10 protein-coding genes are annotated in these 15,248 nt (G+C 69.5%); 7 read left to right on the top strand and 3 right to left on the bottom strand.

From position 1 onward, the window contains the following. The first annotated feature begins 2 nt into the window (after positions 1–2). The 6 genes from MKK50_RS08695 (at position 3) to MKK50_RS08720 (ending at position 8,292) form a co-directional block, all read left to right on the top strand. Entirely contained in the window at positions 3–4,385 is a 4,383-nt protein-coding gene (locus MKK50_RS08695; protein ID WP_253455161.1) for a strawberry notch-like NTP hydrolase domain-containing protein, read from the top strand. 23 nt (positions 4,386–4,408) lie between these two features. Continuing rightward, positions 4,409–5,479, top strand: a complete 1,071-nt coding sequence (locus MKK50_RS08700; RefSeq protein WP_253374129.1) for a DUF7146 domain-containing protein — start codon at positions 4,409–4,411, stop codon at positions 5,477–5,479. 339 nt (positions 5,480–5,818) lie between these two features. Next, a complete protein-coding gene (locus MKK50_RS08705; RefSeq protein ID WP_253374130.1) occupies positions 5,819–6,745 on the top strand; it encodes a DUF2493 domain-containing protein in 927 nt (308 codons plus the stop codon). A 70-nt stretch (positions 6,746–6,815) separates the two neighbouring features. Further along, positions 6,816–7,067, top strand: coding sequence for a type II toxin-antitoxin system Phd/YefM family antitoxin (locus tag MKK50_RS08710; protein WP_060768945.1), 252 nt, complete (start codon positions 6,816–6,818; stop codon positions 7,065–7,067). After that, positions 7,060–7,467 carry a hypothetical protein gene (locus MKK50_RS08715; RefSeq protein ID WP_135299911.1) on the top strand — a complete coding sequence of 136 codons (408 nt, stop codon included), beginning with the start codon at positions 7,060–7,062 and terminating at the stop codon, positions 7,465–7,467. Before MKK50_RS08710 ends, MKK50_RS08715 begins: the two co-directional genes overlap by 8 nt. Positions 7,468–8,118: 651 nt before the next feature. After that, positions 8,119–8,292, top strand: coding sequence for a hypothetical protein (locus MKK50_RS08720; RefSeq protein WP_253374131.1), 174 nt, complete (start codon positions 8,119–8,121; stop codon positions 8,290–8,292). 203 nt (positions 8,293–8,495) lie between these two features. Here the strand turns inward: MKK50_RS08720 and MKK50_RS08725 are convergent, their stop codons facing one another. The 3 genes from MKK50_RS08725 to MKK50_RS08735 are packed head-to-tail and all read right to left on the bottom strand — an operon-like array spanning position 8,496 to position 10,952. Continuing rightward, positions 8,496–10,496: a type IV secretory system conjugative DNA transfer family protein gene (locus tag MKK50_RS08725; protein ID WP_499021748.1), complete on the bottom strand. Its 2,001-nt coding sequence runs from the start codon at positions 10,494–10,496 to the stop codon at positions 8,496–8,498. Next, the gene (locus MKK50_RS08730) at positions 10,493–10,690 is read right to left on the bottom strand and encodes a conjugal transfer protein TraD (protein ID WP_253374133.1); all 198 of its coding nucleotides are present in this window, start codon (positions 10,688–10,690) and stop codon (positions 10,493–10,495) included. Before MKK50_RS08730 ends, MKK50_RS08725 begins: the two co-directional genes overlap by 4 nt. Then, complete coding sequence (locus MKK50_RS08735) at positions 10,674–10,952, bottom strand: TraC family protein (RefSeq protein WP_253374134.1); 279 nt, start codon at positions 10,950–10,952, stop codon at positions 10,674–10,676. The genes MKK50_RS08730 and MKK50_RS08735 overlap by 17 nt, the downstream gene beginning before the upstream one ends. Positions 10,953–11,458: 506 nt before the next feature. Here MKK50_RS08735 and traA point away from each other — a divergent pair. After that, on the top strand, positions 11,459–15,202 hold the full coding sequence (gene traA / locus MKK50_RS08740; RefSeq protein ID WP_253374135.1) for a Ti-type conjugative transfer relaxase TraA: 3,744 nt from the start codon (positions 11,459–11,461) through the stop codon (positions 15,200–15,202). The last annotated feature ends 46 nt before the right edge of the window (positions 15,203–15,248 follow it).

Raw genomic sequence — 15,248 nt, forward strand, 5'->3', positions numbered from 1 at the left:
CCGTGAACGTCTCGATCAGCCGGAACCACTTCGCCAGCACTGCCCTCACCCCCATTCCAGCACCGGCCGCGATCCTTCAGGCCGGCACGCGCCTCGCCGAGATCCTGGCGCAGGGCCGGGCCATCGGAACGGACGTTCTGCGGGAGGCCATGGAGACGGCCTGCGGCGGCAGCGACTCCGAGGGCTTGTGGCTGTGGAAGGACGCCTACGAGGCCGGCGAGGTCGCCCAGGTGGTGTTCCTGCGCCGGTTCTGGCCGGCGATCCGCGCCAAGGCGGCGACCCCGGCCGCCCGCCTCGCGATGCTCGGCCGGATCGCCAGCCTGCTGCCGACCCACACGCGGCGGAGCGAGGAGAGCGAGGCCTTCCAGCAATTTTCGACCCCGCTGCCGCTCGGCTACGTGGCGGCGCTCGCCGCAGGCCTGTGCCCGGGCGAGGTACTGCTGGAGCCGTCGGCTGGCACCGGCCTGCTCGCGGTCCACGCCGAGCTTGCCGGCGCACGCGTCCATCTCAATGAGCTGGCCGCGACCCGGGCCGGCTTGCTCGGGGCGCTCTACCCGGCAGGCTCCGTCACCCAGCTCGACGCGGCGCAGATCCACGATCGCCTGCCCGAAGACGTGGCGCCGAGCGTGGTGCTGATGAACCCGCCGTTCTCCGTCGCGGCGCATGTCGAGGGCCGCTATCGCGATGCGACCGCCGACCACCTCCGCTCGGCCTTCTCCCGCCTCGCCAGGGGCGGACGCCTGGTCGCCATCACCGGGGAGAGCTTCCGGCCGGACCGGCCCGCGAGTGCGGGAGCGTTCACCGCGCTTGCCGCGCGGGGCGGGCGGCTGGTGTTCTCCGCCGGCCTGTCGGGCCGCGCCTATGCCAAGCACGGCACCACCGTCGACGTGCGCCTGTCCGTGTTCGACCGCCTGCCAACGGGCGAGGCCGGCCCGTGCGTGGCGCCCCTCGGCGTGTCCGAGGATCCGGCCGCCCTGCTGGAGGCCGTGCTGGCGAACGTGCCGCCCCGGCTCGCCCCGCCGCCTTCCCCTGATACCTCCCAGGCCGCCGCGCCGGTCCTGCGCAGCGCGATCCCCGGCCTGTCACGCAGGCCGGCCGCCGTTCGACCGTCCGCTCCGCGTCCGGCGCCCACCGCGACCGCGGTGGCGACCGAGACCGCCGACCCGATCGCCTACACGGTGATCGAGGAGCTGCCGGCGACGCTGGTGACCGACGCCGCCCTGTACGAGGCCTACGCGCTGGAGACCCTGCGGATCGAGGGAGCCCAGCCCCATCCGACTCCGCTCGTCCAATCCACCGCCATGGCCTCGGTGCGGCTGCCCCGGCCGAGCCACGCCCCGCGCCTGCCGGCCCCGGTCGTGAGCCAGGGCCTGCTCTCCGAGTGCCAGCTCGAGACCGTGATCTACGCCGGCGCCGCCCATGATCGCCACCTGCCGGGCCACTGGACCGTCGACGAGACCGGCACGATCCTGTCGGCCGCCGCAGCAGGCACCGAGAGCGCTGTGCGCTTCCGCCAGGGCTTCTTCCTCGGCGACGGCACCGGCGCGGGCAAGGGCCGCCAGGTCGCCGGGATCATCCTCGACAACTGGATGCAGGGCCGCCGCCGGGCGCTCTGGATCTCGAAGTCCGACACGCTCCTGGAGGACGCCCGGCGCGACTGGCGCCATCTCGGCCAGGAGCCGCTCCAGATCGTCCCACTCTCCCGCTTCACGCCCGGCAAGCCGGTCGCGCTCACCGAGGGCATCCTGTTCACGACCTTCGCCACCCTGCGCGGGGCCGGTCGCAACGGGTCCGGCTCGCGCCTCGATCAGATCCTCGCCTGGCTCGGACCGGATTTCGACGGCGTGATCGCGCTCGATGAGGCGCATCAGCTCGCCAACGCCGCCGCCGGCTCCGGCGACCGCGGCGTGGTCGAGGCCTCGCAGCAGGGAAGAGCCGGGCTCGCCCTGCAGTACCGTATTCCGGATGCCCGCGTGGTCTACGTCAGCGCCACCGGTGCCGTCACGGTCGAGAAGCTGGCCTACGCCCACCGGCTTGGGCTCTGGGGTGGCGGCTCCTTCCCGTTCCCGACCCGTTCCGACTTCGTCTCGGCCATGCAGCAGGGTGGCCTGGCGGCCATGGAGGTGCTGGCCCGCGATCTGAAGGCCCTCGGGATCTACACCGCCCGCTCGCTGTCCTACGCCGGCATCGAAGTCGAGTTCCTCGAGCACGAGCTCACGCCCGAGCAGACGGCGATCTACGACGCCTATGCCGACGCCTTCCAGGTCATCCACACCAACCTCGACGCGGCGCTCAAGGCGTCGGGCGTCACCGGCGCCTCCGGCACCCTGAACCAGGCGGCCAAGTCCGCGGCGCGCTCGGCCTTCGAGTCGAGCAAGCAGCGCTTCTTCAACCACCTGCTCACGGCGATGAAGTGCCCGAGCCTGATCGCCGATATCGAGGGAATGATCGTCGAGGGCCACGCCGCCGTCGTGCAGATCGTCTCGACCGGCGAGGCGCTGATGGAGCGGCGGTTGGCCGAGATCCCCTCATCCGAATGGGGCGACCTGCAGGTCGACGTCACGCCGCGCGAGTACGTGATCGACTACCTCGCCAGCGCCTTCCCGACCCGGCTCTACGAACCCTACACCGACGACGGTGGCATCGTCCTATCCCGGCCCGTGACCGACGAGGAGGGCCGGCCCGTCCAGTGCCGCGAGGCGGTGGAGCGCCGCGACGCCCTGATCGAACACCTGTGCGCCCTCGCCCCGGTGCAGTCGGCACTCGACCAGATCCTGCACCACTTCGGCACGCAGAGCGTCGCCGAGGTGACCGGCCGCTCGCGCCGGATCGTGCGCCAGACCGGGCGTGACGGCGTCGATCGCCTCGTGCTCCAAAACCGGCCCGGGGCCGTCAACCTCTCGGAGACGCAAGCCTTCCAGGACGACGAGAAGCGGGTTCTCGTGTTCTCGGACGCAGGCGGCACCGGGCGTAGCTACCACGCCGACCGGGGCGCGAAGAACCAGCGCCTGCGCGTGCACTACCTGCTCGAGGCCGGCTGGAAGGCCGATGCGGCGGTGCAGGGCTTGGGTCGCACCAACCGCACCAATCAGGCGCAGCCGCCACTGTTCCGGCCGGTCACCACCAACGTGAAGGGCGAGAAGCGCTTTCTCTCCACGATCGCCCGGCGCCTCGACACCCTTGGTGCGATCACGCGCGGCCAGCGCCAGACCGGCGGCCAGGGGCTGTTCCGGCCCGAGGACAATCTGGAGGGGCCCTACGCCGCCACGGCGCTGCGCCAACTCTACTGGGCGCTCGTGCGGGGCGAGATCGAGGGCTGCCCGCTCAAGCAGTTCGAGGCGATGACGGGCCTCGCCCTGACCAACGAGACCGGGGGCCTGCTCGACGAGTTGCCGCCGATCGGCCGCTTCCTCAACCGCGTGCTGGCACTCCGCATCAGCGTCCAGAACCTCCTGTTCGAGGCTTTCGAGGAGCGCCTGTCCCTGGTGATCGAGGGTGCGATCTCGGCCGGGGTGTACGACGTCGGGGTCGAGGTGCTGACGGCGGAATCCTTCACCGTCACGGACCGCGAGGTGGCCTACACCCATCCCCAGAGCGGCGCGCGCACCCATCTGTTGACCATTGCCGAGCGGCGCCGGCTCCGGCCGCTCGACCTCGACGCCGCACTCGACCTGATCGCCGACGGCTACACGCCGGTCGTCAACGCGAAGTCCGGCCGTCCGGCGCTGATGGGGAAGGCGGCCAGCGAAACCCGCGAGGACGGCTCGGTGGTGGCCCGGGTGCGCCTCGTGCGCCCGCTCCAGCGCCAGATCCTCGACCGCGAAGCCTATGCCCACTCGCGGTTCGAGGAGGTGACGGAGGAGGCGTTCCGGGCCGCGTGGAAGGCCGAGCTTGCGGCCCTGCCCGAGTTCGAGGAGCGGACCCTCTACGTGGTCACAGGCCTGCTACTGCCGATCTGGGACCGGTTGCCGGGCATCGACATGCGGGTGTTCCGCCTCGTGACGGATGCGGGCGAGCGCATCGTCGGCCGCGTGGTGGAGCCGCAAGACCTGCACGTCACCCGCGAGCGGCTCAACCTCGGCGCCGGCAGCACCTTGGCCCCGGCCGAGGCCTTCGCCGCCGTGCTCGGCGGACGGGCCAGCCTGCAACTCGCCGGTGGCCTCCAGGTCAGAAGAGCCCGAGTGATGAGCGAGAACCGGGTGGAGGTGATCGGGGCGAGCGAGGGTGCGCGGGCCGGGCTCAAGGCCATCGGGCTGTTTGCCGAGGTGATCGCCTGGCGAACCCGCCTGTTCATCCCGAGCGGCGAGCGTGGAGCGCAGATCCTGGCGGCGGTGTTCGAGCGCCATGCGCTCCTACGTTGCGTCGCCGCCGCCACTCACGCTTAATGCGCAGACCGGAGGAGGCCGACATGCCGACCCATCCCACCGCCGCTGATCTCTCCCGCCAGCTCGCCGACAACGTCGAGGCGTTCTGCCGGCGCTACCTCTCGAACGGCCACCGGAACGGCCGGTGGTGGTGTGTCGGCGACGTCCACAACACGCAAGGCGAGTCGCTCTACGTGCGGCTCACCGGCCCGAGCAGCGGCAAGGGCGCCCGCGGCAAGTGGACGGACGCGGCGACCGGCGAGCACGGCGACCTGCTCGACGTGCTCCGGATCCAGCACAGCGAGAGTTGGCGCGATGCCCTGGAGGAGGCGCGGGGGTTCCTGAGCCTGCCCCAGCCGCCGGTGTCGGAGCGGGCCCGCCCGCTCCCGGAGGCGCGCGACACCACCGATTCGGCCCGGCGGATGCTGCGCTACGGCCGCCCGATCGCCGGCACCGTGGCGGAGGCCTACCTGCGCTCGCGCGGGCTCGAGCACGCCGTCTCCCAGCCCGCGTTACGCTTCCACCCGCGCTGCCTGTACCGGCTCTCCCGCAAGGACCCGGCCGGCCCGGACACCTATCATCCGGCCCTGCTTGCCACGGTCACCGATCTCTCGGGCGCCGTCATGGCCGTCAGCCGGACGTGGCTCGCTGCGGACGGGCGTGACAAGGCCGCCTTGCGCAACCCGCGACGGGCCCTCGGCAACCAGCTCGGCCATGGCGTGCGCTTTCCCGGCACGGTGTCCGATCTGATGGTGGCCGGCGAAGGGGTCGAGACCGTGCAGTCGGTCCAGCGCGTCCTGCCGGGCGTTCCGCACGTCGCCGCCCTGTCGGGGGCGCACCTCGCCGCCCTGATCCTTCCTCCCGGCCTGCGCCACCTCTACATCGCCCGCGACGCCGATCCAGCCGGCGAGCGGGGAGCGGCGATCCTGCGCCGGCGCGCCGAGGCCGAGGGCATCCTGGTGAGCGACCTGGATCCTCGGGAGGACGACTTCAACACTGACCTGCGCCACCTCGGCCCGCAGGATCTCGCCCTGCATCTGGCGCCCCAGCTCGACCCGAACGACGCGGTGGCGCACCTCCGGTTCGAGGAGGCAGCGGAGTCGATCGCAGCCTGACCGGGGCCTTCGGGGAGGGTCGATCCGCAGGCTGTCCGGGCCCGTGAGAGGGCCTTTGCGTCCACGGCCTTCTTGAGAGGGCGACGGGTGCCGGGTCGGGGGCCTTAGGCGCAACGGCCCTGTCCGACGATTTTCCGCCGCCGCCTGACGGCGGCTTTGCATCGCGAGGCAAAATCGACGGCCAGGGCCGTCCTTCGCTTCGCTTTGGCCCGCGCGGCCGCATCGCCTGACGGTGCGATGCGGACCCTCGCGCGGGTGCGCCAGGCCCCCCGGCCCGGCCTTTGGTCGCCACGAAGGCCACGATGGACGCTGGCCTGCCGGACCCGAAGGACCACCGCGATGCTCGACCACCCGAGCCACGACCTCGACGAGGACCTGCCCGCCGATCCCACCCTGCTCGAGGAGCTGGCGCTGACCGGCTACCGCCCGTTCGAGGAGCACGACGACCCCCGGCCGCTACCGGCCAAGCGCGCGATGGATGGGGCCCTGAACGTGGCGATCACCGCCCTCGAGGGAGCCTTCGCCGGCACCCGCCTGGAGGACGACCTCGAGGACGTGCTGTGGGGGTTCGTGAACGTCTTCCACCGCCGGGTCGAGCAGATCGATCGCAAGCTCGACGAGAACGAGCAGGCGCAGCGCATGAGCCAGCGCGATCAGGACGGCAGCGAGGTGCTCTCGGTCGAGTTGGAGCGGCTCACCGCCCTCGGGCTCACCCTGTCGGAGCGCCGCAACAGCTTCGAGTACGCCCGCGACGCCGCCGCCCACCTCTTCACCCGAACCACCCGGTCGCTGTGGCGCCCGCGCTCCGGCTCGCAGGTCAACCGGGCCACGATGACCGCGGCGATGATCGACAGCCGCGACTTCGTCAACGCGCGGCGCCGGGCGGAGACCGAGATCCACCTGCCGCAGGGCACCCGGATCGCCTTCACGGGCGGCAAGGAATACCAGAACGTCACGGTGATCTGGGACACCCTGGACCGGGTGCGGGCCAAGCACGCCGACATGGTGCTGATGCACGGTGGCGGGGAAGGCGCCGAGTTGATCGCCGCGAAGTGGGCCGAGAACCGCCGAGTCCAGCAGGTGGTGTTCAAGCCCGACTGGAAGCGCCACAAGCGGGCCGCGCCCTTCCGGCGCAACGACCTTCTCCTCGAGCAGGATCCGATCGGGATCGTGCACTTCCCCGGCGGCGGGATCTCCGACAACCTCGCCGACAAGGCAATGGCGAAGGGCATCCCCGTCCGGCGGGGCGTGAAGGCCGGCGCATGAGCGCCGGCCCCTTGCGATTTCAGCTAAAGCAGCTAATTCAGCCATTGCATGGATATCGAGGAATGTACCGATGGCAAGCTTCACCCTGACGGACCTCGGCAACAAGTCGGGCGAGGTGGTCGAGGCAGCCTTCCGTGGCCCCGTGGACATCACCAAGCGCGGAAAGCGCAAGTTCGTTCTGATGACCGCCGAGCAGTTCGATCGTTTGACCGGCACAGGCTCGCAGCGCGCGTACCGTGCCGAAGACCTGACGGCTCCGGAGCGCGACGAAATCCTGGCCGGGCTCGATGCCGTCGCGCAGGACGAGGGACGCGATGACTGAGCCCCAGCACGGCGAGATCATCCTCTACTCCTACCTCTGGGCACGGGAACACGATCGCGGCGAAGAGACCGGCCGGAAGGCACGCCCGACCTGCGTCATGCTCATCGTCGTCGGCAAGGACGGTCGTTCCAAACCCCTGCTGTTCCCGATCACCAGCCAGCCGCCAGGGCCGTCCAATCACTTCGTAGAGGTTCCCGAGACCGAGGCACGCCGTGCGAAGCTCTACACGCCAGCCTGGGTCATCGTGGACGAGTTCAACACCGACGATCCCGCTACGTCGTGGGCGCTCGAGGACGCCAAGCCGCTCGGCCGGTTCTCGAAGAAATTCATGTCACGGATCGCCGCCGCAGCCGCCGGTGCCATCAGAGCCGGCAAGGCACGGAGCGTCCCGAGACGATAGCGGGCAGTGGGGTGGGAGCAGGCTTCGATAAGGTGCCTGCGAATGAACTGCTCCCAACTCGACGCGACCCGAGTGCCGGGCGGCCCGATCTCTTTGATAGGTCGCCGGAAGGGATCCACGGACGCCGGGGAGGATGTCCGAGAAGCCGGGTTTGCAAGGTAGCGGAGCCGACCGGAGGCAAGCTGGAGGGGGCACTCCTCAGTGAGAGGTGCCCTGCCGGTCAGCGTCGAGGCTGGAGGCGTCCGGAGCGGGCGCCATACCGGGACGCGGCGGTGCGTTGGGGGCGCCCTCCCGAGCCAATCCGGGGCAGCGGCGAGGGTGGGAGACGGCCACCTCGCCACATCCGGCAAGCCCGGAGTCCGGTCGATCCGCCCAAGCGGAAACGTCGGTGAAACGCGGCGCCGACGTTCGCCACAGCGACGGACCGTCCCAACACGATGGCGACAAGGGAACAGACGCCGTCACCGCCCGCAACCGTCCGGCCAGACGATTTTCCCCTGGCGCTGCGCGCCATTCCTCGCGGGACAAAATCGTCTGGCCTCCCGGTCCTCCGCTGCGCTCCGGCCCCTGCGGGGTGCGGGCGGCGCCGTCGCCTGTTTGAGGGGTCGCATCGCGCAGGGACGGTCCCGAGCGCCTCAGGAAACCCAGCCGATGCCGCGCCCCACCTCGAGCCTCCCCGCCCACGCCCGCTACGCCCTCGTGACCCACGTCGCCGAACTCCAGGCCGAGCTGGCCTCCATCTCCTGCCCGCGCGAGCGGCGCACCATCACGGCCGAGCTGAAGGCCGCCCAGGCGCGGGTCGCCCAGCTCTCCACGGAGGGCTGAACCCCCTCCTCCAGGGCCGCCCCACGGCGGCCTTCAATCCTTCGAACGGGGCGAGGCAGCACCCTGGTTCGTGCCGCGGGTTGCGACCGAGAATATCGGGTTTTCAGGGGGATCGATAAGCCATCGGCGGCCCCCGCAGGGAGGCCGCCGAACCGTCCCTTCGGACGGGTTTCGCCGCCGCTGACGCCGCGCCAAGCGGCCCGTCAGGCCGCCTCCCTGGCATCCTCCATTTCATCGCTTTCGGCATCAATCGCCTCCTGCGCTTCGCGGGTGTGGAAGCGGTTGGCGCCGACCAGCTTCTTCATGTCGGCACGGCGGAAGTAGATCGCCCGTCCGCACCGGATCGGCTCGACGCCGCCGACGAGCAGGATCTGCTCGTCGCGCCGCATGGTGATGATCTCGTCGGGCATGATGAGGGCGCGCTTCTGTAGGCTGGTCGAGGCCGACAGGCTGACCCCGCCCGAGCCCTTGCCGCCGGACCGGGCCTGCTGGCTGTAGGAGATGATCTCCTGCGTGTAGTACCCGCAGCGCTCCGACAGCCATTTGGCGGTATCGATGTCGGTGATCGCGGAGAAGCTCTGCCAGGCCGTCGACTCGAACCAGGCCGACACGGCATCCTTGTCGCCCCCCCAGTGCTGTCGCAATTGACCGAGCGATTGGTACACCATCACGAGCGTGATGCCGTACTTCCGGCCGGCGTCGCGTGCGACCTCGATCAGGCTCATGTTGCCGAGCCGCGCCGCCTCGTCGAGGAGGAAGGCGACCCGGTCCTTGATCTCGCCGTTGGCGTGATAGAGCGCGTTCATCAGCCCACCGATGATGACCCGTGCCAAGCCCGCAAAATTCTGCAACGTCTGGAGATCGATGGCGATGAAGACATCGATATCGTCGTCGATCAGGTCGAGGCTGGAGAACTCTCCATCCGACACGATCGCGGCGTATTCCTTGAACGACAGCCAGTTGGTCAGGTCGGCCGCCGTGGCGTAGACGCCCGAGAACGTCTGTGGCGTCATGCTCTTGAACGGCCCCAGCGCCAGCTTGGCGAACGAGCCGTTATCCTCCGCCCGAAGGATCTTGCTGAGCCGCTCGAGGAAGTCCGGTTCCGGCTCGGAGATCACCTCGCGCAGGGTGCGCAGGGTGCGCGGCTTTTCGTTGAACGAGCGGTTGAGGCAGATGTAGGCGAGGACCCCGCGCAGGAGCTGCAAGGCCGAGTTGCGGAAGAAGTCCTTCGGATCGTCGCGCTTGACCGGCCCCGTGGCGATCCAGCCGACCACGGCCGAGATATCGTTCTCTGCGGAGTTCTCACCCCGACCGATCCAGTCGAGCACGTTGAACCCGCTCATAGGGTTCTTCGGCGTGATGCAATGAACGCGTCGAGAGGCCCCCTTGCCGCGGAGGTTGCGGCGATAGTCGCATAGCATCGGATGCAACTCGGTCGATGGATCGAGCACGACCGCGTTTCCGGGCCACGACAGAAGCATCGGGATCACTGTGCCGGTGGTCTTGAAGCCGCCCGATCCGGAGAACACGAGACCGTGAGTCGAGCCGATATCGCAGTTGAAGCCCATCATCGGCATCCTGCCCCCCGAGCCCCACGTCTTGGGATCGTTCGGCTTGAACACGCGTGACGTGCTCTTCGAGTCGAGATCGGGACGATACCGCTCGCCGAGAACCAGGTCGCCGTCCTCGGGAAATAGCTCGCCCGCGAGCTTCATCGTTGCCCATTCGGCGTCACCGTAAGCGGCGGATTTCGAGCGGATCGGCTTGTTGTATCCGCGCGTCGTCTTCTTCACACGCACGAGAGATACGAGCGGTGTGATGAAGGCGACGAAGCCCGCGAACATCACGGCGCAGAACAGCGGAATGTCGGCCCGACGCATCAGGGCGCGGGCATCGGCACCGGGGTTCTGAGCGGTCAGCCGGGCGATCTCCTCGCGCACCGTCCAGGCGCAAAGGCCGATCAGGAACAGGGACGCGCACGCGGCGACGACGCGCCCACTATCCCCCGGCCGCGTGAGGCCGGCGGCGGCGAAGAGGACGAGTGCGGGCAACGCCACCGCGGCCACGCGCATGGCCTGGAGCATCATCGAATGCCCGGGCTCAACGACGTAGGCCGCACCGACGAGCGGCGTGAGAAACAGGCTGATGCCGAGATACAGCGCGAGCCCGATCGCGACGGTGATGCCGGCGTAGACCCACTTCATTTCTTGAACTCCTTGTCCCCTCGCTGAGCGAATTGCTCGACGACGTCAGGGTCGCGCGTGCGCTCACGACCCTCGATCAGGAGGCCGAGCAGGACGTTGCTCGGCAGGTCGGCAAGGCCGGCTTTGATGACGAGACCCCCGAGTTGGATCTTGCGATAGGCGTCGGCCTTCCGCTCGTCATGCCGCTTGGTCATCAGCTCCCGCTTCAGCTTGTCCCGCGCCTCGACGTCCCTTTGCCTTGGGCTCCGCCACCTCCGGGTTTGCCTCACGAAATCGGGCGACGATGGCTTGGAGTTCGCGCGTCAGCTCCTCATCCGAGATGCTGATCGATCCGATGCCGGCCTTGATCGCCAGTTGGCCGATCCGCTCGCGTTCGGCCTTGTCGTGGGCCGCGATCTTCGCTTCGACGACCTTGAGTTCCTTGACCAGCGCCTCGCGCGACTTGTTTCGAGCCATGGATGCAGTCTTCCCTCTCCGTTGGAGAGGCGATGGGTAGCATCGGCACGCAGGGCGGGAAACGCTGCGTGTAGTCCAGTCGGTATCAACCGAGGATTGAGCGTCACCCGTGATCCTGGCGTCACACTGCTGGGCACGCTTTTTCGAGGCCAAGGGGGGATACCAGGCGAGCCGAACGCCTGCTCTCGCCGTCCGCCCAACTCGCCCTTCCCGGCGCCAGCTCGACGCGAGTCACCGCTCCCCCGAAGCCGGTCGAGGCCATGGGGTGGGATCGCTCTCATGCTCTTCAGCCATGGATTTCTCTGACCCGGTATAGGGCGCGAAAACCCGGCGCGCTGACCGGCCTGCGCCGGACGGATTGACCGGCCCCGAAGGGGCCTCTTCGATGCGGAGTTACGGCGCGCAGCGCCTCCGCAAAGTCCCCTGAGTTCTACGAAGGGGCGCACTTATGGGGAAATTGCTATTTCCCGTTGTCTCGTGCTAATGGCCAAGCTCGGAACCCTCGCATGGCCATCTATCACCTCTCGGCTCAGGTCATCAGCAGCGGCGCCGGCAAGAGCGCCGTCGCCTCCGCCGCCTATCGGCGCGCAGCGACCATGACCCGTGAAAGCGATGGCAAGGTCATCTCTTACGAAGGCAAGCAGAACGTCGCTCACACCGAAATGAGCCTTCCGGCCGAGGTCCCGGCCTGGTTTCGCACCGCCATCGACGGGCGCAGCGAGAACGGCGCCTCGGCCTACCTCTGGAACGCCGTCGAGCGGAAGGAGGGCTTGAAAGGCACCGGCTTCGCGATGGAGATGAACATCGCACTGCCGATCGAACTGACGCTCGAGCAGAACGTCGCGCTCGCCCGCGACTGGGTCGAGTCGGAGGTCACGGCCCAGGGCCTCGTCGCCGATTGGGCCCTGCATGATGTGCCGGGCAACCCGCACATCCACGTCATGGTGCCGCTGAGAAAGCTGACCGAGGACGGGTTCTCGGCCAAGTTCGAATTCGCCCGAGACCGTGACGGAAACGTCCTCTACCGCGACGACGGCAAGCCCCGCTACGAGCGCTTGGCCGGGCCGATGAAGCACCTCGTCGAATGGCGCCGCTCGTGGGCCGAGACGACGAACCTCCACCTTGCGGCCGCAGGCCTCGACCGGCGCATCGATCACCGTTCGCACATCGAGGCGGGCATCCGCATCGAGCCCACCGAGCACATCGGCGTCCACGCCGTGAACATGGCTGCGCTCGGCAAGGTCTCCGACCGGGTCGAGGCGGAGAAGCAGAAGCGCGTCCGCAACGCTCAGGCGATCATCGACGATTCCGAGACCCTGCTGCCGATCCTGATGCGCGAGAAGACCGTGTTCGATGAGCGCGACATCGCTAAGGCGGTGTTCCGCTACATCGACGATCCGGCTGCGTTCGATGCGGTCCGTCTCAGGCTCGGCCAATCCCCCGAACTCGTCGCGGTCGCCGAAGAGGTGTTCGATCCCGAGAGCGGGCGAGTGGTGTCGCCGGCCCGCTGGACCACGCGGGCGCTCCTCGGTGCCGAGGTGGCGATGCAAGCCGCGACCGGCCGGCTGTACGCCGATCGGAGCCATGGCGTGCCCGAGCGAGCGTTGGATCGGGCTTTCGCCGCCCGGCCGGAACTGTCGGAGGAGCAGCGCGAGGCGGTTCGTCACGTCACGACACCGGACCGGATTGCGGCCGTGGTCGGCTTTGCCGGCGCCGGCAAATCGACCATGCTCGGCGTCGCTCGCGGCGCGTGGGTCGGCGCCGGGCATCGCGTCGTCGGTGGGGCTCTTGCCGGCAAGGCGGCCGAGGGCTTGGAGCGCAGCGCAGGGATCGCCGGCCGCACGCTGGCCTCGTGGGAGCTGGCCTGGAAGAACGACCGCGACCTGTTGAACAGGGGCGACGTCTTCGTGCTCGACGAGGCTGGGATGGTCGCCTCCGAGCAGCTCTCCCGGATCGTCCAGGAGGTGGAGCGTCGTGGCGCCAAGCTGGTGCTGGTCGGCGACGCCATGCAGCTCCAGCCGATCGAGGCCGGCGCCGGCTTTCGCGCGATCACGGAGACGATCGGCTACGCCGAGTTGTCCGAGATCTGGCGTCAGGCCGAACCCTGGATGCGGCAGGCGAGCGTGGCCTTTGCCCGCGGCGAGGCGGGGGTTGCCCTCAAGGCCTATCGCGAGGCCGGCATGGTCCGGTTCTCGCCCGATCGGGAGAGTGCGCGCGAGGCCCTGATCGCGGCCTGGAAGCCGGACTACCTCGGCCGCAAGCCCGACGGCCGGGTGATCGAAACGCTGATCCTGGCTCAGACCAACGTCGACGTACTCGCCCTCAACGCCATGGCCCGTTCGGCCCTCAAGTCCGACGGGTTGCTGGCGGACGAAGCCCGGTTCATGACGGCGCGCGGCGAGCGGATGTTCGCCCCCGGCGACCGGGTTCTGTTCCTTGAGAACGACCGGTCGCTCGGCGTGAAGAACGGTATGCTGGCCACCGTCGAGACGGCATCGAGCGGTCGGCTCGTGGTCAAGCTCGATCGGGACGGAGCCGGCGACGGCGAGCGGATCGAGGTGCGGGCCGAGGTCTACCGTAACCTCGACCACGGCTACGCTGCGACCGTCCATAAGAGCCAGGGCGCCACCCTCGATCGGGTGCATGTTCTGGCAACGCCCGGCATGGATCGACACCTCAGCTACGTCGCGATGACCCGCCATCGGCACGCGGTGGCGCTGCACGGCGCGCACGCCGACTTCGTGCCCGAATGGCGCCGGGCCAAGCTCGGCCCTGCGCCGTCGACGGATGTGCTCGACGCCGCCGCTCTCGACGGATTGGCGCGGCGGCTTTCGCGCGACGGCTCGAAGGCCTCGACCCTCGACTTCGCCGACGAGGCCGCGTTCCGTGAGGCGGCGGTGTCGCTCACCCAGCCGCCGGAGTCGATGGACGGCGAGGCCGTGCTGGATCGCGCGAGCGATCGTCCGCTGCTCGATGCCGGCCGGATGGCGGCCGGGTTCACGGCGCTGGCGAACCGGCTCGAAGCCGAGGCGCCGCCCAGTGTGACAGCGGGTTCCGCGGCCGAGCTTGATGCCGGGGCTGATACGCCCGCCATCGGCGCCTCCGTGTCGCCGGCCCTGGCCGCGATCGAGGCCGCCCTGACCCTGCTCGAACGCGCTGAAACCGAGATCGCCGACCGGGTGCGCCCGCAGGATCTGCGGGCGCTGGCCAGCGCGTTCGCCGAACGCCGCAGCCTCAACGGGCATGCCGTTCTCGCCCCTGCCCTGGTGCGGCGTGCGCGCTCCATGATCGCCAAGGTCGAGGGGCGCTGGCGCAGTCTGCACGGGCTCGTGGCCCGCCTCACCGTGGCCTGGAATGCTCTGGCTACCGCGCGTCCTGCCGTCGCCGTCAAGGCCGCGCCGGAGGCCGCCGTGACGCCGGGTCCGTCGGCACCGCTCACTCCGTTCCTCGCCGCAGTCCCTCTCGACGAGAAGAGCATCAAGCAAGCCCTCTACGACCGCGTCGATCCGAAGACGCATCTGAAGCTGATGCTCGATGCGCTGCGCTCCGATTTGCGCGTGGCGGTCAAGAGCCCCGGCCCTCTCTACAAGGCGATCTTCGCCGAGCTGCGCCAGCCATTGGAGGTCTATTCCGAACGGGTCGGGGCGCTGCTGTCCGACCCCGATCAGCATGGGGGGCTGCGGGGGCGCAAGGGCTGGTTCGTCCCCAAGGCCGAGAAGGAAGAACGGGTGAATGCTGAGGCTGCGTATGAGCGAGTCTCGAACGTGGCCAGCGGGCTCAAGGCGCAGTTCGAGGCTTCGGCCGAGAAGGGCCGCGCGGCGGAGATGCTGTACCGCAAGCGCCTGCTGATCGCGGTGCCGGGCGTGTCCCCGATCGCGGCGGCCGCGCTCGCCAAGGTCGGGCGCATGCCGGCTACGAAGGCCCTCGACGACGCGGTCGTGGAAGCTGTCTCGACGCCCGAATTGCGGGCCGAGGTGCTCGCCTTCGCCGAGGCCGTCGGGCGGCGTTTCGGCGCGAATGGCGCAATCGGGCATTCGCCGTCCGAGGGCCTCGGCCCGGATCAGTGGCTCACGTCCGAGGAGCGCCAGATCCTCAGCGGCGGCGGCTACGTCGCCTCCTACGTCGAGGACGGCACCCTGGACGAGGTCGTCCTTCGCGCGCAGCTCCAGCAGCAGACCCAGGACCTGCAGCGGACAGAGGACCTGCGCCGGGATCTCGACAGGGGACAGGATCTCGGCCCGTCGCTGTAATGCGGACGCCACGGTGATTGTATTGGCGCCGGCGCGACGATGGGTA

It is taken from the genome of Methylobacterium sp. J-043 (assembly GCF_022829505.1).
In the GTDB taxonomy this organism is placed as follows: domain Bacteria; phylum Pseudomonadota; class Alphaproteobacteria; order Rhizobiales; family Beijerinckiaceae; genus Methylobacterium; species Methylobacterium extorquens_A.

Excerpts from the sequence above, each read along its gene's own strand:
- MKK50_RS08735 (WP_253374134.1), bottom strand. The coding sequence starts at position 10,952 with ATGGCTCGAAACAAGTCGCGCGAGGCGCTGGTCAAGGAACTCAAGGTC.
- MKK50_RS08710 (WP_060768945.1), top strand. The coding sequence starts at position 6,816 with ATGGCAAGCTTCACCCTGACGGACCTCGGCAACAAGTCGGGCGAGGTG.
- MKK50_RS08700 (WP_253374129.1), top strand. The coding sequence starts at position 4,409 with ATGCCGACCCATCCCACCGCCGCTGATCTCTCCCGCCAGCTCGCCGAC.
- MKK50_RS08715 (WP_135299911.1), top strand. The coding sequence starts at position 7,060 with ATGACTGAGCCCCAGCACGGCGAGATCATCCTCTACTCCTACCTCTGG.
- MKK50_RS08705 (WP_253374130.1), top strand. The coding sequence starts at position 5,819 with ATGCTCGACCACCCGAGCCACGACCTCGACGAGGACCTGCCCGCCGAT.
- MKK50_RS08720 (WP_253374131.1), top strand. The coding sequence starts at position 8,119 with ATGCCGCGCCCCACCTCGAGCCTCCCCGCCCACGCCCGCTACGCCCTC.
- traA (WP_253374135.1), top strand. The coding sequence starts at position 11,459 with ATGGCCATCTATCACCTCTCGGCTCAGGTCATCAGCAGCGGCGCCGGC.
- MKK50_RS08730 (WP_253374133.1), bottom strand. The coding sequence starts at position 10,690 with ATGACCAAGCGGCATGACGAGCGGAAGGCCGACGCCTATCGCAAGATC.
- MKK50_RS08725 (WP_499021748.1), bottom strand. The coding sequence starts at position 10,496 with ATGAAGTGGGTCTACGCCGGCATCACCGTCGCGATCGGGCTCGCGCTG.